The sequence below is a fragment of the Mycobacterium heidelbergense genome (assembly GCF_010730745.1).
Lineage (GTDB): Bacteria > Actinomycetota > Actinomycetes > Mycobacteriales > Mycobacteriaceae > Mycobacterium > Mycobacterium heidelbergense.
Genome location: NZ_AP022615.1, coordinates 4958093 through 4978111, shown reverse-complemented (window position 1 = coordinate 4978111; position 20019 = coordinate 4958093). Strand labels below are relative to the sequence as shown.

The following is a 20019-nucleotide window of genomic DNA, read 5'->3' as shown; positions in this document are numbered from 1 at the left end:
TTCTCGGTAACTACTTGGTTCGGGGCGGTGCCTACAATGAGGCGTCGGTCGGAACATGATCCGTGCTGCCCCACTGGTGAGCAGCCGTGAGATCGGCGAACGCTCTCCCTCTGAACGAGGCAGGCGATGGCTCACGCTGTTAGTTCTTCTCGGGTTGACGACGATGTCGGCGGCTATCACCGCCAACGCGCTCGCGTTCGATGCCGCCAAATGGAAGGTCGCGCTCCGTCTGGCAAGACAAGGTGTTGCAGGCTCTTTGGCGCTGCGGAGTACGATCGTGGCCGTCCCGGAGGGGCGCAACGTCGTGCAAGCAAGAGATCCTATGAGCGCTTTGATCAGCTCTTACGAGGAAGAAAATGCGGATGGTAACCATGGGAACGGCATCTAAATCAGCCGTTGACTTGTTTTACAGTGTCAAGTATGCACCATTTCGGCTGCCTATTCGTCAAAAGTACCGCCGATTCGTCGAGGACAAGCACGGGATCGAAATCGGCGGCCCGAGTGCACTGTTTAAAACAGTGCTTCCTCTTTATCGATTCGTGGCTGGATTGGACGGTGTCAACTTCTCTACGGAAACCGTTTGGGAAGGCAACATTGAGGAGGGGGGGAATTTTAAATATTATTATAAGAGGTCTGGCCGCCAATTTATTTCCGACGCAACTGATTTAAGCGAAATCGCAGGTGCACGATACGATTTCCTGCTGTCGTCGAACTGTTTGGAACACGTCGCAAACCCCATCAAGGCGCTCACGGAATGGAAACGGGTGATCAAGGAGGGCGGAGCTATGATAGTCGTCCTTCCCAACAAGCAGAGCAACTTCGACCATCGACGCCCGTTCACGAAGTTCGAGCACTTATTGGACGATTTCACGCAAGACGTCGGCGAGGACGACCTTACGCATCTAGACGAAATCTTGGCGCTCCACGACTTGCCGATGGATCCGCCCGCCGGCGACTTGGAGCATTTTAGACAGCGTAGCCTGAAGAATTTTCACAACCGAACACTCCATCACCATGTGTTTGACATCCAGCTGATCGAACAAATCCTGCGATATGTGGGGCTTGAGATTATCGATATGACAACCACCAGAACCGACTTCTTCGCGCTTGCAACGAAGAATCGTGATGTCGGCGACGGCGCCGCGGCCCAATAATCATGTATCGAACGGCTGAACTGACTCGGGCGCTACTGATCAGGATACGCAGCGAGTCCGAACGAAACTCGTATCGGGTTGCCGCGCGTTATCGCCGGGATGGTGATGCGATGGGTTTCGTGTGCGAAACCCATCTGCAGCTGCCGGCACAGCCTCCGCCCGATCGGCGCACGTTGGTTTTGTTTGCACATTTCGACGCGCATGGCGTGGTCGATCCCTATGTCGTGTATTACCTGAGGGCACTGTATGGGCTGGGGGCGACGATCGTGTTCGTTTCCGGCTCGCCGTCGCTGACGCCGGAGTCGGTGGCTCCCATCCGCGATCTCTGCGCCGGTGTTTTCACTCGCCAGACGTTGTCACTGGATTTCGGCTCGTGGCACTTGGCCTGGTGTCTCCTGCGGGAGCGTGGCTGGTCGCTGGATCAGTTCGATCGCCTGGTCCTCGCCAACGACAGTGTGTACGGTCCGCTCTTTCCCCTCGAGGAGATGTGGAGCTCGTTTCACGGTGCCGACATGTACGGCGCCATCGAAAGCACCGAGCTGCTGAGCCCGCATCTTCAGTCGTTCTTTCTGGCCTGGGACCTCAACGCGCGCACCCGCCCCTTCCTCAACGACTTCTGGAATGGCTTCCAGTACGTTGTGGACAAGCTGCTTCTTATTCGGAAATACGAGATTGGCTTGACAACTCGTGCTCGTGAGGCTGGGTTTAGCATCAAACCGTTCGCCTCGGTCGCCACCATCAAAGCAACCTATGGGCAAGCGCCGGAGCATCCGAGGGCCGGGCTGTTGGCGAAGAGACGAACCGCCAACAACACCATCTACTTCTGGGATGGCCTTATCGAGCACCTACGGTTCCCTTTCCTCAAGGCAAGCCTGCCGCGCTACAACACGCCCTGGCAGGAGTCCGTGGCATATCTGCGCGAGTTCATCGAACAGCACACCTCTTACCCCTATGACCTCATTCAATCGAACGTGGACAGGCTCGGCCTTGGCGAGGCTTCGTGGATCAAGCCAAGCCCCACCGCTCTGCGAATACGAACGTGGCTCGAGTTCCACAGCGTGGGATGACATACGAGGCCATTGTGAAACTCCTTGACACGCTCCACGTTCAGTCCGACCACACCAGGGCCGCTCTGCGCTACCGCCGTAGCGGTGATGCATTGCGCTTCGTATGTGAAACCCATCAGGAGCTTCCCGCACTGCCCCCGCCGGGGCGGCGCAGTCTGGTTCTGTTCGCGCACTTCGATCCCCAGGGCATCGTCGACCCTTACGTCGTGTATTACCTGAAGGCGCTGTATGGGCTGGGGGCGACGATCGTGTTCGTTTCCGGCTCGCCGTCGCTGACGCCGGAGTCGGTGGCTCCCATCCGCGATCTCTGCGCCGGTGTTTTCACTCGCCAGACGTTGTCACTGGATTTCGGCTCGTGGCACTTGGCCTGGTGTCTCCTGCGGGAGCGTGGCTGGTCGCTGGATCAGTTCGATCGCCTGGTCCTCGCCAACGACAGTGTGTACGGTCCGCTCTTTCCCCTCGAGGAGATGTGGAGCTCGTTCCATGGTGCCGACATGTACGGCGCCATCGAAAGCACCGAGCTGCTGAGCCCGCATCTTCAGTCGTTCTTTCTGGCCTGGGACCTCAACGCGCGCACCCGCCCCTTCCTCAACGACTTCTGGAATGGCTTCCAGTACATCGTGCACAAACGGATCCTGATCTGGCGATGTGAGATTGGGCTATCCAGGCGTGCCCGTAAAGCGGGGTTGAGCATCAAGCCGTTCGTCTCCTCGGCCGCCATCAAGGGAACCTATGGGCGCTCGCCGGAGCACCAGTGGAGCAGCAGGTTCTCCGGCCCATCCCTCAACAACACCATCTACTTCTGGGATGGCCTGATCGAGCACCTACGGTTCCCTTTCCTCAAGACGATCCTGCCGCGCTACAACACGCCATGGCATCATTCGATGGCGAACCTGCGCGGGTTCATCGAGCGGCACACCCCTTACCCTTACGAACTCATCCAGTCGAACGTGGAAAGGCTCGGCTGCGGAGAACCCGCCTGGGTCAGGCCCTCTCGGTATGCCACCCTCAGGGACCGGCTCGTCGACGAGATCCTGGACCGGACCGCGTCCCTTAAGGCATCACGAGAGCCGGGCCGCCAAGCGCCGAGCGCGGGCGAACTCGTGAACAGGTGCTTGGACCAAGATCCTCAAACGTGATTTCCGCTGTGGCCCGAACACCGCTACCCGGATGTGCAGCGCCAGCCACAGCAGCATCCACCAGGCTGTGGCAGCGATCCGAATCGCCGTGGTCGACGCCGGATCCACGATCAGCCACGTGAGAATGCGTAGGTGGTCCAGCCAGTTCCGTCCGGTGCTCACGTTGCGTACGGTCGCGGTGCCGGCCGTGTGGGTACGCACCGACAGTTCTTGGGGCACAAAACAGATCGCTGATCGCAGCATCAAGCGCAGCCAGAGATCCAAGTCGACGAGCTGATATACGTCGTCGCGAAAGCCCCCCACCCCAAGTGCCAGCCGACGCCGAAACATCACGCAGGTCGGCTCACCGATCAAATTGCCGCCAGCGCTCAGCACGGCCAGCTGCGTGACCAACGACGATCCGCGATTGTATTTCCGGAGCTTAAAAAAGTAGCTGTGGGGCTTGCGTGGCGGTCGCCGCCACCACGGGACGTCGTGGCTCACGAGGCGCCGGGGGGCGAAAGCCATTCCCACAGTTGGGTCCTCGAAACATCGGGACAGCTTCTTGAGGGACTCCGGAAGCAACCAATCGTCACCGTGCACGAACTGGACACAAGAGCCCCGTGCGAGTTCTATGCATTTGTTGTGGTTTCCGTTGAGGCCGAGCCGAGACTCATTACGTATCAGTCGGTCTCCGGGCCGGAGCATTGTTGCGGCAACGGCAGCACCATCATCTGACGAATCGTCGTCGACGACCACTATCTCGAACTCGACACCCTCCTGATCCAAAATGCTCCGGAGACAGCGTGCGATCGTGGCGGCGTTGTTGTACATCGGTACACATACCGAGACCGTCGGGCTCGCCGACACGTCGTCAACCTCGTTCGGACCCATCGCTACCGTGCAGCTGCCCTTCCTGGCCGTCCGGCAAAGCCGCTTAAGCATAGCCTGGAGCTGCGGATATTCCCGCAACGCCCCCGAGGCCCGCGGCTTTCGTGAGATAGGTGACGTGTGTCATAATCCACACCGCCAGCGGTGACGTTGGTCAGCGGTCGTACATGCGAATTCGCCCGTTACGCCACGAGATACGCCGCAACGGGGTAACGTCACCCGCGATGTGGACCGCGGTTCTGTATATCGGGTTGGTGATGGCGACCGACCCTATCCGGATCGGGCTCGCGCTGGTCTTGGTGACGCGGCGCCGACCCATGCTGAACCTGTTTGCCTTCTGGCTGGGTGGCGTGGTGTCGGGTGTTTTCTTAGCAACAGCTGTCCTGGTATTGGGGCGTGATGTCGCGCTGCCGGTAATTCGCGCCGGTGTGTCAATGCTTAGTGAAGTTAGGTCATCGATCGTTATCCTTGCGGGTGGGCGCCTTCAGATCACCCTTGGCGTCCTGGCCCTGCTGTCCGTGTTAGTCATCTCGGCCCGTCAGCGAGCACGCGAAAAGACACCGGTAGGTGTCGGCGTCCCCGTTGGTGGCGTGTCCGGGGCAGCGCTACAGCCAGAGCGACCGGGCCTGATTGCCCGGATGGGAGCCCGCACCCAAAACATGCTCACCTGCGGAGGCTTCGTTTGGCCCGCGTTTGTGGTCGGCCTCGCAACATCGGCACCGCCCATCGAGAGCGTCACAGCCCTGACCATCATTATGGCTTCTGGAGCTAATATCGGCGCCCAGTTCAGTGCATTTCTGGTGTTTATCCTTTTGGTGCTTACAGTTATCGAGATCCCGCTGGTCGGCTACTTGGCGATGCCACAGAAAACTGAAGCAGTAATGCTGCAGCTAAAAAACTGGATGCAGGCGTACGGTCGGAAGCTCACTCAGTACACACTCGGCGTCATGGGTGTCATCGGTGTGGTCCAAGGCGTCGTTGCTCTCTAAGCCTTTCCTACAGTGGCGTTTCGGCCGGCTTTGGCAGTAGCCTGGCTACCCGTGGATCTCTACGGCCACACCGAATTCGTCGAACGTGCGTGAGACATCTTCCCGCAGCGCGTCTTGAGTGTTTGTCCGGCCGGCAAGGTAGGCGTTGACCGCGATGAAGACTTTTCCGTGGACGCGCCCGGACACCACGAACAGCTGGCCACCCATGCGTTCGAGGGCTCGCCTGTTGATGCCGGGTTCGATCAGACGCCCGGACGTATAGTCCGCCTCGGTGCCGTCGGGTCGGTTCACCGCCGGGGGCATGTCCCCAACATTGGAGCAGCCGATGGGCAGGCCGGCGGCCCCCAGCCCCATTCCGGCCGCCCGCCGCGCGACCCACTTCGGGGTCAACGAGGTCAGTGGCAGCGGGCCCAGCAACTCCTCGGTGATCTCCGCCAGGTCGGCAAACGCCTGCTTGAACTTGAGGCGAACTTCCCCCAGGTCCGACGACAAGTGTGTCGGGTCGACGGAAACCACGGGAAACACCAATGCGTTGCCGCGGGTGTCGTCTTCGGTGCGGTCGCTGATCGGAAACGACAGGGTGACCGTTCCGCGGCAAACGCGCCCCATCCGCGCACCGAGTCTGCCCGCAAATCCCGCGAAAAGCGTGAAGCTGTTTCCGCCAATGCTTTTCGCGCACGCATCCCACTCCGCAGCGTCGACGTAAGCGGTCAGGGAGGGCACCACCAGGGGCCGATCGTCGCCGGGACCCCGTGGCGACGGCGGCGCCGACGCCATCGATGCGGCGACGTCCTTGCGCCGGTGCCGAGCGATGCGCACCGTCGCCGCCACCGCCCGCGCCAGTTCGGGTGCCGACGCGACGGTTTGCCAGCCGTCCTGAAGCAGGGCCCGCCCGCGGGTCCGTGATCCGGGAGGTGGATAGCCCAGATCGCGGGCATTGCCGCTGGCCGCGTCGGCGATCGCCTGCAAGATCCCGAGCCCATCCACGAGGGTATGCGAGGTCATCAGGCTGATCGCGGTTCCGCCGTCCTCGAGCGGAAGCACCCCGAGGTGAAAGCCGGGGCCGTATTCCGGGTCGAGGGGCAGGCGCGCGCGTTCATGGAGCCACGCCTCCAGATCCGCACGCGGGCGTGGTGTTTCGACGATCTCGATGTCTTCGGGTCCCCGAAAGACAACCCACCGATCGCGCGCGAAAGGCAACGGGGACCGTTCGACCCGCCGCCCCAACAATCCGTAGCTGAGATTTCGGTGGAAGCGACGCAAGCCGTCAATGTCCGCCGGGCGGTTGTAAATCCAGTTGAACTGCACCAGCGCCCCATAGCCAAGCGCCCGCAAACCCAGGAATGACGCCTGGTCCATGTGTGCGAGTCGGTTGTCCACCGCGTACACGGTAGTTTATTTGCGGCGCGATGCGCAGCGGTTTGTGTTCCGCGACCGCCGGAGTACCACGAGCGACTCCAATCGTTCGCGATAGTGTTCAAGCGGCGGGGTGAGTCGGTCGGGGACTTTGGCGGCGTCGTCCCAACGGCGCAGACGGCAGGCGTCCTCGGCGTGCCGGAGCGCGCGGAACCCCATGATTTCCTCGGCATTCATCGGTCCGCCTTGTATCCGCAGGCTCTGCACGGAGGCGCGGGAGAGCGTGCGGGCATAGGCGGGATCGGTCGCGACCAGGTAGCGCTTTGCGGCGACATGGAGGGCGATGGGCGCGGTCACGGCCGGCGGGAACCAGCGGCCGAGAACGGTTGCGCCGACGTGCTGATGCTTCTCGTCGCCGTCCAGGAAGCCGTGGTTGCCGTTGTGCTCGTCGACCACGAGGTGCCCGATGTCGTGCAGCAGCGCGGCGATCGTCATTGTGACACCGGCGTTTTCGGCGTCGGCGAGTGCGGCGGACTGGGCGGCATGCTGGCTCTGGGTGACTGACTCGTCATAGCAAGTGTCGCCGCGTTCGGTGAAGAGGGCAAAAATAATGTCGGCCACTTCGGCGGCGGTGGTGGGGCTGGTGAGCGGCCAACGAGATCGGGCGGTCATTGGCGCCGCCCGGTTGGCGCGATGCCGCGAAAGTGTCCGATGAGGCTGATTCGTTGGGTCGCACCCGCGTCGGCGGCGGACAGGGCGGCGCGTTTGTCGCGATAGTAGGCCTCGTGCAGGTCGCCCAGCGATGCCGCGTTGTAGGTCAGGTATAAAGCGCGCCGCGAGGTGGGCGATGTGTTGGGACCGCTGCGGTGTGGTGTGTGGCTATGGAACCACACCAAAGAACCGGCGCGCACCGGAAAGGGTTGCCATGCCAGCGTTTCGGCGACGTCGGGGCGAATGCAGCCGTCCCCGTCGGTCGGCAGCAGTTCTTGGTGCATGCCGCTGGCGAACTCCAGGCAACCGTTCATGATGGTCGAATCATCCACCGCGAGAAGGCAGCTCACGCTCACGGCCACGTGCGGATAGGCGGGCGCATCCTGGTGCGCGGCGAACCCCGCTCCGCCGGGGTGTTTGTAGTTGATCTTTTCCTTGTAGAGGACCGCGGGTTCGTCGAGGAGCTGGCCGGCCATCGCCGGAATGGCCCCGGACGTCAGCAGAGCGCGCAGGCCGTCGTGGAAGGGCGAGAAGTTTTCCGTGCGGGTGCGGCGCACCCCGGCGCCGGTCTGCTCGTCGTGCTGCAACCAGCCGGCCCCGCTGTCGTCCGGCCATCGCTCGACATCGCAAACCCACCGCCTGATGCGCTTCACGCCCTCGGCGGCCAGGAAATCGGGCACCGTCACGTGGCCATCGCGGGCGAACGCGTCCGTCTCGCCTCGCGAGAGCCGGCGTGTGAGCGCGGCGGCCGGCTGGGTGTTTCGGCAGGTTGTCGACATATTCTCCCTCATCTTTGCCGGGACCGTAGCACGGTTGGAAATTTAGTTTCAATCAGTACTAGTTAGGAGGATGAAATATCCATTCATTATTAACTCACAGTTCGGCAGATCGTTTCATCGGTTACGTAGCTTCTGCCACATGACACAGACCCGGAGTCAGCAGGGCGACCCGCCCGGAGTGATCGCGGTCCTGGATGGATCGCGATTTCAGCGCTATCACTACAAAGCGATCGTCGTCTCGGGGGCGGGCTTTTTCACCGACGCCTACGACCTGACGGTGATCGGTACCGCCCTGCTGCTGATCAAGCCGCAATGGGGATTGACGACCGGTCAAGTGGCGCTGGTGGGTAGCACTGCGCTCATCGCCTCGGCGATCGGGGCGGTGGTGTGGGGGAGATTGGCCGATCTCCTGGGCCGCAAGCGCATGTACGGGCTGGCCGCCCTGGTGATGACCCTCGCCGCAATCGCCTCGGGATTGTCGCCGAACTTCTTGTGGCTGTTGGTATTCCGGTTCATTCTCGGACTGGCGATCGGTGGCGACTATCCGGTATCGGGTGTGATCATGACCGAGTTCGCCAACGTCGCCGATCGCGGCCGAATGATCGCGCTGATGTTCTTCAGCTACGTCCTGGGCTCGATCGCCGGGCCCACCGCCGCGCTGGTCCTCCTCGCATTCGGGCTGGATCATTCGTTGACGTGGCGGTTGCTGCTCGGGCTGGGCGCAGTCCCGTCGTTGTTGGTGCTCTACGCGCGCTCCAAGACGCCCGAGTCGCCACGATTCCTCGTCGAGATCGACGGGGAGCGGGCCGCGGCGGATTTGACGGCGTTCACCGGAACGACAACGGCTGCCATCGGCACGCCGGGCCAACGGCGGACGATGTGGCAATGCCTGGCTGCCCCCGGCGTGTGGCGGGCCGTGCTGATGGCGGCTGGAGTGTGGTTTCTCTTCGACGTCGCCTATTACGGCAACACCATCAGCGCACCGTTGCTGGTGAAAAGCGTTGCTCCCCACACGTCGACAATGACCACGGTCGCGGTCAATCTCGTGTTGTATGCGGCCTTCACGGTGCCGGCGTTCGGAGTGGCAATCTGGGCGATCGACAAGATCGGTCACATCAGGTTGCAGGTGGTGGGCTTGATCGGCATGGCGGCCGGCTTCGCGGCCATCGCGCTGCTGCCGCAAGTCAGAAACAGCGTTGGTCTGTTCATCGCCGCCTACGGTGTCAGCAGCTTCTTCACGTGGTTCGGGCCCGGGGTAACGACGATGCTGCTCGCCGGGGAGCTCTTCGCGACACCGATTCGGGCCACCGCGCATGGCTTTGCCGCCGGCACCGCCAAGCTCGGGGCGTTCGTGGGGGCGATCAGCTTTCCGCCCATGCTCGCGGCCTGGGGTTTGCAGGGCACCGAACTCGTCGCGGCGGCCTGCTGTCTGGCGGCCGTCGCGCTCTCGTTGATCGTGTCCGAACCCTGCGGCCGATCGCTTGACGACATCGCATCGACCGGAACGGGCGACGGGCACCCGGCGACTCCCGGCCCGCTTGTACCTCGGCCGGAGATGCCCGTCGTGCCATGATTCAACTTATGACGGCCACCGATCCCCACCCCCCGACGGGATCGGTGGTCGCGCATATCCGCGCGGCGTTGCCCAACCTGACCCCGCGCGCCCAGACAATCGGCCAGGCCGTTCTCGACGACCCGCGCGCGATCATCCACCTGACCGTCAGCGACCTGGCCGAACGCACCGCCACCTCGGTGGCGTCGGTGGTCCGATTCTGCCAGGACATCGGGCTACGCGGTTACGCCGACCTGAAAATTCGGCTCGCCGCTGACACCATTCCCACCGACGAGACGTTGCACGAGGGGATCTGCCCGACCGACGACCCCTCCGTCGTGCTGAAAAAGGTCCTGGCCGACTCGCAGGCGGCCGTCGCCGGGGCCGCCGAGACCATCGATGGCGACGGGTTCGAATCCGCGGTCACCGCGGTTTCCGAGGCATCTCATGTGCTCTGTGTCGGCGTCGGGACGTCCGCCCCGTTGGCCCAGGACGCCGGATATCGCCTGCGCACAATCGGTTTGAGCGCCGAAGCGCCCGCGGACGGGCACGTTCAGCACGTCGCGGCACGACTGCTCAAGCCCGGCGCGGTGTGCCTGTGCTTCAGCCACACCGGCCAAACCAGCGAATCGCTGATGGCGGTCGCAGCGGCCAAGGACGCCGGCGCGACCACGATCGCGATCACCAGCTTCTACCGCTCGCCGCTGAGCGAACTCTGCGACATCGTGTTGGTGGCCGGCGCCAAAGAGACCGACTTCCGCGTCGAAGCGGTGACGAGCCGGATCGCGCACATCGCGGTGTTCGATGCCCTGCACGCGGCCGTCTTCCTGAAGACCCTCCAACGAGCCCGTGAGGCACAAAGCGCGACCGCGGAAGCCCTGACACGGCACCGCATCTAAATGCTCCTGCCGCCGAACGCCGCGTCCGGCCACGGAAACGTTCCCGACGAAGGTAGTCTGTTGTCCGTGGTTCAGTCTTCCATCCCTGCCGTGCTGCGCGAGCGCGCCAGCCTGCAGCCCAACGACACGGCGTTCACATTCCTTGACTACGAGCAGGATTGGGACGGCGTCGCACAAACCCTGACGTGGTCGCAGTTGTATCGGCGGGTGCTGAACCTCGGCGAGCAGCTCAGAACGCGCGGGTCCACCGGCGATCGGGCGCTCATACTGGCACCTCAGGGGCTTGACTACATCCTGGGCTTTCTCGGCGCGCTGCAGGCCGGACTGGTCGCGGTTCCGCTGTCGGTTCCCTACGGCGGCGCCCACGACGAGCGCACCATCTCGGTGCTGGCCGACACCTCGCCCGCCGTCATCCTCACGACGTCCGCGGTCATCGACAACGTCAGCGCCTCCGTGCAGTCGCAGCGGACGCAATCCGCGCCCTCGATCGTCGAAGTTGATTTGCTGGACCTCGATTCCCGGCAGCGGCCCACGGGCCCGAGACCCCGCGCCGGCGCTGGTGACGGGTCGGATTTCATCTATTTGCAGTACACATCCGGGTCCACCCGCACGCCCGCCGGTGTGATGGTCTCCAACAAAAATGTCTTCGCCAATTTCGAGCAGATCATGGGCGACTTCTTTGCGCGCGAGGGCGGGGTGGCCCCGCCGGACATCACCGTGATGTCGTGGCTGCCGCTCTACCACGACATGGGTCTCCTGCTGGGAATCATCATGCCGCTGTTGGCGGGCGTGCCGACGCTGTTGACGAGCCCGGTGGGGTTCCTGCAGCGGCCGGCCCGGTGGATGCAATTGTTGGCGCGCAGCGGTTGCACGATCTCGGCGGGCCCGAACTTCGCCTACGAGCTGGCGGTGCGCAAGACGTCGGACGACGACCTGGCCGGGCTCGATCTCGGTGGTGTGCACACGATTCTCAACGGCAGCGAGCGGGTGCAGCCCGCGACGCTGAAGCGATTCGCGGACCGGTTCGCCCCCTTCAACTTTGACCCCAGGGCGCTGCGGCCTTCGTACGGCATGGCGGAGGCGACGGTGTACATAGCCACCCGCCAAGTGGGCGATCCGCCCGAGATCGGTCACTTCGACTCCGAGACACTGCCCGGTGGCCAAGCGAACCGGTGTGAATCCGGAAGCGGCACACCGCTGGTCAGCTACGGGGACCCGAAGTCGATGCTGGTGCGCATCGTCGACCCGGACACGAGCCGCGAACGCCCGGGTGGCACGGTCGGCGAGATCTGGGTGCACGGCGCCAACGTCGCCTCCGGCTACTGGCAGAAGCCCGACGAGACTGAACGCACGTTCGGTGCAACGATTGTCGAGCCTTCACCGGGCACACCAGAAGGCCCCTGGCTGAGAACCGGGGACTCCGGCTTCTTCTCCGACGGCGAGCTGTTCATCATCGGCCGCATCAAGGACCTCTTGATCGTCTACGGGCGCAACCATTCTCCCGACGACATCGAGGCAACGATCCAGGAGATCACCGCGGGCCGCTGCGCGGCGATCGCGGTTCCGGACAAGGGCGTGGAAAAGCTGGTGGCGATCATCGAGCTCAAGAGGCGCGGCGACCCGGACGACGAGGAGGCGGCCGACAGGCTGCGGGGCGTGAAACGCGAAGTGACATCAGCGATTTCGAAGTCTCATGGGCTGAGTGTGGCGGACCTCGTTCTCGTGCCGCCCGGCTCGATTCCCATCACCACCAGCGGCAAGATCAGACGGTCGCAATGCGTCGAGCTGTACCGCCAGGACGAATTCACCCGGTTAGACGCGTAGGACCGCCGCGGCCCTAGATGATTGATTCCAAGGGGTCAGTGGTCGTAGGCGGTTAGGGATCGCAGGATGGGTTGGCTGGTGTGGTCGTTGTGCCAGATCGCGGCGGTGAGGGCGAGGACGCGTTGTAGGACGCGGGCAGCGACACCGGCGATGGTGCGTCCGCCGTGGCGTTCGAGGTCCAATTGGGCCTTGAGCGTGTTGTTGATGGATTCGATGATTTGCCGTAACGGTTTGAAGAACCGTTGTCCCGCACGAGGTTTCTCGCCCTTGCGGGCGGGCCGCAGTAGAGTGATGCCCTTGCCGGCAAGCTCGGTTTCGAACTGCTTGCCGTAGTAGTTTTTGTCCGCCATCAGTTGTTGGTGCAGGCGGGTGGTCAGCAGACCAGGATCGGCATCGAGCATGCCCAGCAGTGTGTCGCGTTCGTCGGCCTTGGCCCCGGTAAGCGCGAACGCGACCGGCAGCCCCGCCGGGGTGCACAGCAGGTGCAGCCGCAGTCCCCAGAAGTACCGAGAGTGCGACGCGCAGTATCCGTATTCGGCCCAGCCAGCCAGATCCGAGCGTTGGGCGGTCTCGCGTGATCGCCCACACTCCACCGGTGTGGAATCGGCGATCCACATGTCATCGGTGGACCTGGAGGTGCACGCGACCAGATGTGCGAACACCGCGCGCAGCATCCCGGTCGCCGCCCGGACACGCTTGTTGTAACCCGATTGCGTTGGCAGATCGGGAAACATCCCGCTCAGGTGGATATTCGCATAGCGCAACCACCGCGCCTCAGAAGTGAAGCCGAGCAATGCCTGCAACACCATCAGCGTGACCAATTCGGCATCCGAGAGCCGCGGTGTGAGCCCCACCTTCGGCCGCCACGGCCGGTGTTGTGGATTGTCGGCGAGAAAATCGTCCGTCGTCACGTACAGTGCGGTTGCGAGGGTGTCCAGGTCGGCGTCCACTTCGGCCTCCAGTGCCAGGTTGGGTTAGCAACGCCAATCCTGGACACCCTCACCCTAAAATCACAGCAGCCACACCAGTCACACCCCTTGGAATTACTCATCTAGGTGTCCCTAGGTTTTTAGTCGGGCGACACGACGTTCGTGCCGAACAGGGGAAGCGGGTTGCCGAGGTCGTCCTCGGTGGACTGTTCACCGTTGCCGTTGCCGTTGCCGTTGCCGTTGCCGTTGCCGTTGGCATGGCCATTACCGTTGGTGCCAACGGTGATTGGCCGACGCGGCAGGAAGTCCTGCCCGAACAGGGGCAGCGAGTGCCCGAGGTAATGGTCCGTCGGGTGGCTGCCGTTGCCGTTGGTGGGCGTCGCCGAGTCCAGCGTCGATTCCTGGAGATCGTGGGTCACGTGATGTGGCAGTGCGCTGAGGTCGAAGAGGGGAAGCGCGTGTTCGGGAAGGCGTTCGGTTGACGTCTTGCCGTTGGTCGTCGAGCCGGGCGCCGCTGTATGCGCATCATGCGCGCGTTGGCGGGGAGACGGGGGGTGCGATTTGTGGCTGGGGATGAGCTTGAGGCGGACGAGCAGATCGTCGGAAAGCCACAGCCGTTCCCTTTGCTGACCGGCCTCGTAGGCCGCCGGCGAAGGGCGCGCCGAAGTCGACGTGTCGCGGCTGGGAATCACTTTCATCCGGACCAGTTGCTCAGTCAACTGATCGAGTTGTTGCTGCTTCTTTTGGTGCGCCGCGTAGACCTGGGCCGCGCTCTTGCCCAGGTGCGAGGGCCACCAGTTCTTCTGGCCGATCATGGCGGCCAGCGCCGGCACCGTGATCGTGCGCACCAGGAAGGTGTCGATCAAAATCCCCATCCCGAGGATGAAACCGGCCTCGGCCATCGTGTAGATGCTGGCCGTCATCAGACCGAACATGGAGGCGGCGAAAATCAAACCCGCCGAGGTGATTACGCCGCCGGTCGAACCCACGGTGCGAATGACGCCGACGCGCACGCCGTGCGGCGACTCGTCGCGGATGCGCGAGATGAGTAGCATGTTGTAATCCGCGCCGACCGCGACGAGCAGAATGAACGACAGCCCGGGCAGGCTCCAGTGCAGGTTCTGCCCGAGGATCATCTGGAACACCAGGACGCCGAGGCCCATCGCCGACAGGTACGAAAGCAGCACCGACCCAATGAGATACAGCGGTGCGACGACCGCCCGCAACAGGACGACCAGGATCAGGAAGACGATGATGATGGTTGCGAAGACGATGAACCCGATGTCGTTGTTGTAGTAGTCGCGGGTGTCCTTAAGCCCGCTGGGAATTCCCGCCACCTGCACCGTGGCGTCGGACAGTTCGGTGTTGGGCTGCGCCGATTGCGCGGCCTTGACGATCTTCGCGATCTGATCCATGGCCTCGGTGGTGAAGGGGCTCAGCGAGCTTTGGATGAGGTACCGCGCCGCGTGCCCGTCCGGCGAGATGAAGATCGCGGCGCCCTTCTTGAACTCGTCGCGGGTCATGATCTGCGGCGGAATGTTGAAGCCGGCCATTGACGGCTTGTCGGCGTCGTGCTTCATGTTGAGCAGGAACTGCGACGCCTCCCCGAGTCCGCTGCCAATGTTTCTGGTCTGATCGACCAATTCTTTGACGCCGCCGGCTATAGCTCGACTGCCGTCGGCGAGGGCATTGGCGCCTTGTTGCGCTTGGGTCATGGTGGATTGCAGGTTCTTGATGGTCTTCATGGCGGCGGAGGCTTGGACCATGGTTTGCTGCACTTTATCCAGCGTCTGGCCGATGGTCTGCGTTTTCTGGGCCGCTTGTAGGTTACGGGCCATAATCTTGATCGAATCCAGGGTTCCGTCATTGTTTGCCGCCACCATTGCCGCCAGCCCAGTGCGTGAATTCACACAGCCCGGATCGGCATTGCATTCCGGACTGTCGTTGAGCGATGCCAGCATCGGACCTGCCCAGGCGGCAATGGTTTCAGCGTTCAGAGTGGACGTATTGAGGTTGTCGCCGAGCGACTTCATCTGTCCGGTGAACTGGGCACCCTGGTCGAGGGCGTTGATCGTCTTGTCGCCGCCCAGCATTTGCTCCATGGCCGTTAGCGGCCCGACCACGGCGCTGAGGCTGGAAAGGGCCCCGGTGACCTGGTCGCGAAGTTGGGCCAGTGCGTCGGCCAGCTGGTTGGAGCCGTTGACCAGCTTGTCCAGATCGCCCCCGTGGTTGGCGATTTGGCCGGATGCGTCGTCGAGTTTACTGCCCACTTCGCCGGCTTGGAACGAGATTTTGGTCTGTTCCAACGGTTCTCCGTTGGGCCGGGTCAAACCGCGCACCATCGTGATATCGGGCAGCTGACTGACCCGGCTGGCCATCTGCTCGAGGTCGGCAAGAGCCGTCGGTGACCGCAAATCGTGGGATGACTTGACGAACAACACCATTGGGGTCAACGCGTTCATCGGGAAATGGCGATTCATTGCATCATATCCCTTGGAGCTGTCCACAGAAGCCGGCATTGTCTTGAGATCGTCGTAGTTGAAGCGCATCACGGTGGTGCAGCTGGCCAAAGCGATGAGCACGACCAGACTTCCGGCTAAATGGAGGCGGGGCCGGCGCACCACGCGCGTCCCCATAATCCGCCACGTCCGAGTGGTCAGGTCGCGTCGCGGCTTGATCCAGCCACGCCGTCCGGCGAGTACCAGCAGGGCCGGCAGCAGGGTCACCGCGGACAGCAACGCCACCACGACCGAAATCGAAATCGCCGGGCCGACGGCGGAGAACACTTCCAGTTTGGTGAACACCATCGCGAGGAAGGTGACCGCGACGGTGGCCGCCGATGCGCCAATGACCTTGCCGATCGACATCAACGCCATCTTGACCGCTCGGTCGGAGTCCTGGCCGTGCCGCACGTAGTCGTGATAGCGGCTGATCAGGAAGACGGCGTAGTCCGTTCCCGCTCCGATCATGACCGCACTCATCAGGACGACGCTCTGCAAGTTCACCGGCAGGCCGACCTGGGACAGCCCGGACAACACGCCCTGCGACGTTCCGATGGATGCGCCGATGTTGAGCAGCGGCACCAACATGGTGACCACGTTGCGATAGATGATGAAGAGAATGATCAGGACGCTGAGCACGGTGCCGATCTCAATGAAATGCGCGTCTTCCTGCGCCATTTCGGTGGCGTCGGCGATGGTCGCCAACGGTCCGCTGACGTTGGCGGTCAGCGAGGTCCCCGCGGTGACCTCTTTGGCGACCTCCTTGACGTGTTTGTATCCCGCGACCGTCGTGGGCGAGGTGGCCGCACCGGGGAAAGAGACCGGCAGGATGAAGGCCTTGCCGTCCTTGCTCGCCAGGACTTCGCGCATCTGCGGGGTGCTGAGGAAGTCCTGCACCGTCAACTTGTCCTGCGTGTCCTGGTGCAGCTTGTCCACCAGCTTGCGGTAGACGTCCTCGTCGGCGGGTGAAATGCCGTTCTCATCGGTCAGCAGGATCATCAGGAGCGAGCCGCCACCACCCAGCGGGTTGGCGCCGCCCGCGTCGGGGTCCCCGGCTTTTTTGGAGTCGCCGGGGCCTTTGTGCGCCGCGGAGTCGTTGCCCGGAGTGGCGAAGGCCCTGGCCATTTCCTGATTGACGATCATCGTCGGGGCGTCGTCCGGCAGGGGCTTCTGTTCGCGCTTGCTGGCCTCTTCCATCAGCGGGGGAAAGGCCAGCGCCAGGGTGGCCGCGAACGCGATCCAGCAGGCGATGACGAGCAGCGGCCACCGCACGACGACATCACCGATGCGGTCGAAGATTCCCCCAGGCTTGGCTGCCTCGCCTGTGCCTATCCGGCTCGACACCCAACCCACCCTACAATCAAGGCTCTACTCGCGTGGGCTAATCAAGATCCCGATGGTGACCGTGATCCTCCCGTGATCTTGACAGTAAATCCGCTGTTCAGAGGCTTTCCTACCGCCTCACACGCCCACTCGGACGGCCCGCTCCAAGAGGTCGGCGGCGGTGGCGACTCCGACGGCGGGTTTGGTCATCCGCGGGGCAATGTCGCGCGCCCGGGCCACGCACTCGGGGGCGAGGATCTCGCGGAGCTTCGCGACCAACGATCTCCGGGTTATGGTCGAAAGACGCTTGGCCGAACCGACCTTCAGCCGCTTGACCTGGGTCGCCCAGATGAACTGATCGGCCACGTCCCACAGGATCAACGTCGGGAGCCCCGCTCGCAGGCCCGCGGCGGTGGTGCCCGCGCCACCATGGTGGACGGCCGCCTGGCAAGTGGGCAGGATCGTCGCGTAGTTGACCTGGCCGACCAGCCGCACGTGGTCGGCATGCGGAACGGGCCCCGAGCCGTCGGCGCCGGAATAGATCAACGCCCGTTCGCCCAGCTCCGCGCAGGCGTCGGCGATCATGGCCACCGTCTCGGCGGGGGACTTGACCGGCGTGCTGCCAAAACCGAAGTAAATCGGGGGTTTTCCCGCGGCGATCCAGGAGGCGACATCATCGTCGCCGTGCGCGGCCAACTCCAACGACAGCGCGCCGACGAACGGGCGCCGGCCATTCCATTCGGTCGCCAGCCCCGGAAACACCGCTTGGTCGTAGGCCTGGATCTCGAGTATGCCGCCGTCGGCCATCCGTTGCGCCGCGGGGACCGTGGCCCGGGGCAGACCCAGTTCGCGGCGTTGCGCGTCCTCTTCGGACTTGGTGATCTGTGAATACAGGCGCCAGCCCGCCTTCAACGTTGTGCGGACCACCGGTGCCGGCGACGGCAGGAACGGAAGGCCGATCTGGCCGTTGACCCGCACCGGGAAGTGATGCAGCCCGGCCACCGGAATGTCGTGGTACTCCGCGACATTCGCCACGACCCCGTGGTAGGTCTGGCCCGTCAACAGCAGGTCGGCCCCGTCGGCTAGCGCGGTGAGCGTCCGGCTCATCTCCGCCCAGCCCTCCACGAAAAGCTCCCTGCCGGCGCGCACGAAGTTGATCGGGTTCTGGACTTTGAAGGCGTTGTGCGTGAAGTCCGCGACCGCGACGATCTGCTCTCGGGTATCCGGCCCGTAGGCGACGGCGGACACCCCGGCCGACTCGACGAAGTCAACCAGGTTGGGCGGCACCGCCATTCGGACTTCGTGTCCCCGGCGCCGAAGCTCCACACCAACCGTGGCGCACGGCTCGACGTCGCCGCGAGTCCCATGCGCTGCCAAGACGAACTTCATCGGCGCAACTTTCAGACGCTGTCCGCGCGGGAAAGCGCTCCGGTGCTTACCTGGCTACGCGGACGGGCACGCTCGCGAAGGTGCCTGCGACCACCCGATCGAACACCGACTTCATCGCTTCGGTGTAGCGGGTCACGGACTCCCGGGCGATCGGGTTGTTCGGGTAGGACACCATGATCGAGACCTCGTCGAACAGCCGGAACACCGTCGAATACATGTACGCCGGGCTCCTGCCGTCGGTGAACGCGGTCGCGTTGACGCCGTCGAGCGCGGTCGCCACGATCGCCGACAGGGGAGGAAGGCCCGCGTCCATGTAGCTCATCATGGTGAACTGCGGTCCGTGCCTCTTGAGCCAGGGCGCCAGCTCCAGCACGCGGTCGAACGGCACGTTCGCGAGGTCCATGTTCTCGTCGAACGACGCCTGAGCGGCGCGGGCGGTTTCGGCGAACGAGCTCGGGTCGACGGGGACGGTGAACGGCACCACACCGGTGAACCAGCCCACCGTCATGAAGTCCGCCGGGCTCTTGCGCTTGTCGGTGGGGGTGAGCCCGTAATACGTTTCCGCGCCGGTCAATTCGTACTGGGCCAGAGCCGCGCACGCGAACAACCCACCGCTGAACCGGGCACCCGACTGCTGGCACAGGGCCTCGAACTGAGCGGTCTGCTCCGGCCCCAACAGCCGTTCCACGTGGACGTCCCCGCCGCAGGGGATCGATTGATCACCAAGTGGCAGTGGGAAGTCCGGCAGGGTTCCGCCGTTGGCTTCGGCGAATTCGATCCACTTGCGCACCTCTGGGGACGCCAGGGTCATCCCCGACACGCATTGGCTTTCGCGCATGCAGAAATCGTCGTAGCTGGCCGCCGGCGGCAGCGACACGGGCGCCTTGCCCTCCAGCAGGGCGTTGTAGTTCATCAGGATCTCCACATACAGGCCCGCGATCAACATCGGGTCGCAGTGCAGGTGGTCGACGACCGCATACAACGCGAAGCGGTCGTCGTACTGGATGATGCCGAACCTGAAGCAATCCCACTGCAGCGGATCGGGCGTGGCCAACACGTGGTCCTGCCACTCCTGCTGCGTCAGCACGCCGTACTCCTTCGCGACGAACTGAATGTCGCGGGGGTTCTTGAGGGTGTGCCGGACGATGTTCTTGTCGTCCTTGTACTCGAACCAGCTGTGGTAGGTCGCGTGCCGGCGAAGGTGCGCGTTGATGACGTAGGTCATGGCGCGGATGTCGCACCGGCCGGGCACATCCCAGGAACCCATGACCGCCCGTGAATAGTCCAGCCCCCGCTGGCGAAACTCGACAAACCCCCGAAGGTGGCCCATCTGCATGGAGCTGGGCGGCACCGGGCTTACGGGCGCCTGGCGAGCCTTCGCCGCGCACCCGGGCGTCGGCTGCCACGTCACGACCGACCCCGGACCCGGATCCCAGTCGTAGGCGTTGCCGACGCGCAGGCTGTCGTGCTCAGAGCCTCCACCTATGAACACGTTTCCCTCCTCTTTTCCAACCCCTGCAATACAGGTCATTTCGCT

Annotated in this window: 16 protein-coding genes; 8 read left to right on the top strand and 8 right to left on the bottom strand. The window is 63.5% G+C overall.

Translation table 11 applies throughout. From position 1 onward, the window contains the following. The first annotated feature begins 55 nt into the window (after positions 1 to 55). The 4 genes from G6N25_RS23090 to G6N25_RS23075 all read left to right on the top strand — a co-directional run bounded on the left by G6N25_RS23090 (position 56) and on the right by G6N25_RS23075 (position 3360). Positions 56 to 388 carry a hypothetical protein gene (locus G6N25_RS23090; RefSeq protein WP_142272732.1) on the top strand — a complete coding sequence of 111 codons (333 nt, stop codon included), beginning with the start codon at positions 56 to 58 and terminating at the stop codon, positions 386 to 388. Then, positions 363 to 1154 carry a methyltransferase domain-containing protein gene (locus tag G6N25_RS23085; RefSeq protein ID WP_158084903.1) on the top strand — a complete coding sequence of 264 codons (792 nt, stop codon included), beginning with the start codon at positions 363 to 365 and terminating at the stop codon, positions 1152 to 1154. The genes G6N25_RS23090 and G6N25_RS23085 overlap by 26 nt, the downstream gene beginning before the upstream one ends. A 110-nt stretch (positions 1155 to 1264) precedes the next feature. Continuing rightward, a complete protein-coding gene (locus tag G6N25_RS23080; protein ID WP_158084902.1) occupies positions 1265 to 2221 on the top strand; it encodes a rhamnan synthesis F family protein in 957 nt (318 codons plus the stop codon). After that, positions 2218 to 3360 (top strand): rhamnan synthesis F family protein, encoded by a 1143-nt coding sequence (locus G6N25_RS23075; RefSeq protein WP_083075138.1) that lies wholly within the window; start codon positions 2218 to 2220, stop codon positions 3358 to 3360. Before G6N25_RS23080 ends, G6N25_RS23075 begins: the two co-directional genes overlap by 4 nt. Here the strand turns inward: G6N25_RS23075 and G6N25_RS23070 are convergent. Further along, complete coding sequence (locus tag G6N25_RS23070; RefSeq protein WP_083075137.1) at positions 3283 to 4233, bottom strand: glycosyltransferase family 2 protein; 951 nt, start codon at positions 4231 to 4233, stop codon at positions 3283 to 3285. The two genes, G6N25_RS23075 and G6N25_RS23070, sit on opposite strands and share 78 nt — an antisense overlap. A 221-nt stretch (positions 4234 to 4454) precedes the next feature. On the opposite strand from G6N25_RS23070, the gene G6N25_RS23065 reads away from it, so the two are divergent. Beyond that, positions 4455 to 5219 carry a GAP family protein gene (locus G6N25_RS23065; protein WP_083075135.1) on the top strand — a complete coding sequence of 255 codons (765 nt, stop codon included), beginning with the start codon at positions 4455 to 4457 and terminating at the stop codon, positions 5217 to 5219. 45 nt (positions 5220 to 5264) lie between these two features. Here G6N25_RS23065 and G6N25_RS23060 read toward each other — a convergent pair whose 3' ends face one another. Genes G6N25_RS23060 through G6N25_RS23050 form a run of 3 tightly spaced genes read right to left on the bottom strand, consistent with a single transcriptional unit; the run spans position 5265 to position 8065 of the window. Then, positions 5265 to 6599 carry a hypothetical protein gene (locus tag G6N25_RS23060; RefSeq protein ID WP_232065891.1) on the bottom strand — a complete coding sequence of 445 codons (1335 nt, stop codon included), beginning with the start codon at positions 6597 to 6599 and terminating at the stop codon, positions 5265 to 5267. Positions 6600 to 6614: 15 nt separating this feature from the next. After that, positions 6615 to 7247 carry an HD domain-containing protein gene (locus tag G6N25_RS23055; protein ID WP_232065890.1) on the bottom strand — a complete coding sequence of 211 codons (633 nt, stop codon included), beginning with the start codon at positions 7245 to 7247 and terminating at the stop codon, positions 6615 to 6617. Further along, positions 7244 to 8065 (bottom strand): phytanoyl-CoA dioxygenase family protein, encoded by an 822-nt coding sequence (locus G6N25_RS23050; RefSeq protein ID WP_083075133.1) that lies wholly within the window; start codon positions 8063 to 8065, stop codon positions 7244 to 7246. Before G6N25_RS23050 ends, G6N25_RS23055 begins: the two co-directional genes overlap by 4 nt. 139 nt (positions 8066 to 8204) lie before the next feature. On the opposite strand from G6N25_RS23050, the gene G6N25_RS23045 reads away from it, so the two are divergent. The 3 genes from G6N25_RS23045 (at position 8205) to G6N25_RS23035 (ending at position 12340) form a co-directional block, all read left to right on the top strand. Further along, a complete protein-coding gene (locus G6N25_RS23045; protein WP_158084900.1) occupies positions 8205 to 9638 on the top strand; it encodes an MFS transporter in 1434 nt (477 codons plus the stop codon). Between the two features lie 8 nt (positions 9639 to 9646). Then, the gene (locus tag G6N25_RS23040) at positions 9647 to 10516 is read left to right on the top strand and encodes a MurR/RpiR family transcriptional regulator (RefSeq protein WP_083075129.1); all 870 of its coding nucleotides are present in this window, start codon (positions 9647 to 9649) and stop codon (positions 10514 to 10516) included. Positions 10517 to 10582: 66 nt separating this feature from the next. Continuing rightward, positions 10583 to 12340: an AMP-binding protein gene (locus G6N25_RS23035; protein WP_083075236.1), complete on the top strand. Its 1758-nt coding sequence runs from the start codon at positions 10583 to 10585 to the stop codon at positions 12338 to 12340. Positions 12341 to 12375: 35 nt separating this feature from the next. On the opposite strand, the gene G6N25_RS23030 is transcribed toward G6N25_RS23035, so the two are convergent. The 4 genes from G6N25_RS23030 to G6N25_RS23015 all read right to left on the bottom strand — a co-directional run bounded on the left by G6N25_RS23030 (position 12376) and on the right by G6N25_RS23015 (position 19974). Further along, complete coding sequence (locus G6N25_RS23030) at positions 12376 to 13290, bottom strand: IS982 family transposase (protein WP_083077667.1); 915 nt, start codon at positions 13288 to 13290, stop codon at positions 12376 to 12378. A gap of 119 nt (positions 13291 to 13409) precedes the next feature. Then, entirely contained in the window at positions 13410 to 17102 is a 3693-nt protein-coding gene (locus G6N25_RS23025) for an MMPL/RND family transporter (protein ID WP_142272708.1), read from the bottom strand. Between the two features lie 129 nt (positions 17103 to 17231). Further along, on the bottom strand, positions 17232 to 18482 hold the full coding sequence (locus G6N25_RS23020; protein ID WP_083074842.1) for a glycosyltransferase: 1251 nt from the start codon (positions 18480 to 18482) through the stop codon (positions 17232 to 17234). Between the two features lie 46 nt (positions 18483 to 18528). Next, positions 18529 to 19974, bottom strand: coding sequence for a condensation domain-containing protein (locus G6N25_RS23015; RefSeq protein ID WP_142272707.1), 1446 nt, complete (start codon positions 19972 to 19974; stop codon positions 18529 to 18531). Positions 19975 to 20019 lie beyond the last annotated feature (45 nt).

Excerpts from the sequence above, each read along its gene's own strand:
- G6N25_RS23020 (WP_083074842.1), bottom strand. The coding sequence starts at position 18,482 with ATGAAGTTCGTCTTGGCAGCGCATGGGACTCGCGGCGACGTCGAGCCG.
- G6N25_RS23080 (WP_158084902.1), top strand. The coding sequence starts at position 1,265 with ATGGGTTTCGTGTGCGAAACCCATCTGCAGCTGCCGGCACAGCCTCCG.
- G6N25_RS23055 (WP_232065890.1), bottom strand. The coding sequence starts at position 7,247 with ATGACCGCCCGATCTCGTTGGCCGCTCACCAGCCCCACCACCGCCGCC.
- G6N25_RS23090 (WP_142272732.1), top strand. The coding sequence starts at position 56 with ATGATCCGTGCTGCCCCACTGGTGAGCAGCCGTGAGATCGGCGAACGC.
- G6N25_RS23045 (WP_158084900.1), top strand. The coding sequence starts at position 8,205 with ATGACACAGACCCGGAGTCAGCAGGGCGACCCGCCCGGAGTGATCGCG.
- G6N25_RS23085 (WP_158084903.1), top strand. The coding sequence starts at position 363 with ATGGTAACCATGGGAACGGCATCTAAATCAGCCGTTGACTTGTTTTAC.
- G6N25_RS23040 (WP_083075129.1), top strand. The coding sequence starts at position 9,647 with ATGACGGCCACCGATCCCCACCCCCCGACGGGATCGGTGGTCGCGCAT.
- G6N25_RS23075 (WP_083075138.1), top strand. The coding sequence starts at position 2,218 with ATGACATACGAGGCCATTGTGAAACTCCTTGACACGCTCCACGTTCAG.
- G6N25_RS23065 (WP_083075135.1), top strand. The coding sequence starts at position 4,455 with ATGTGGACCGCGGTTCTGTATATCGGGTTGGTGATGGCGACCGACCCT.
- G6N25_RS23070 (WP_083075137.1), bottom strand. The coding sequence starts at position 4,233 with ATGGGTCCGAACGAGGTTGACGACGTGTCGGCGAGCCCGACGGTCTCG.
- G6N25_RS23050 (WP_083075133.1), bottom strand. The coding sequence starts at position 8,065 with ATGTCGACAACCTGCCGAAACACCCAGCCGGCCGCCGCGCTCACACGC.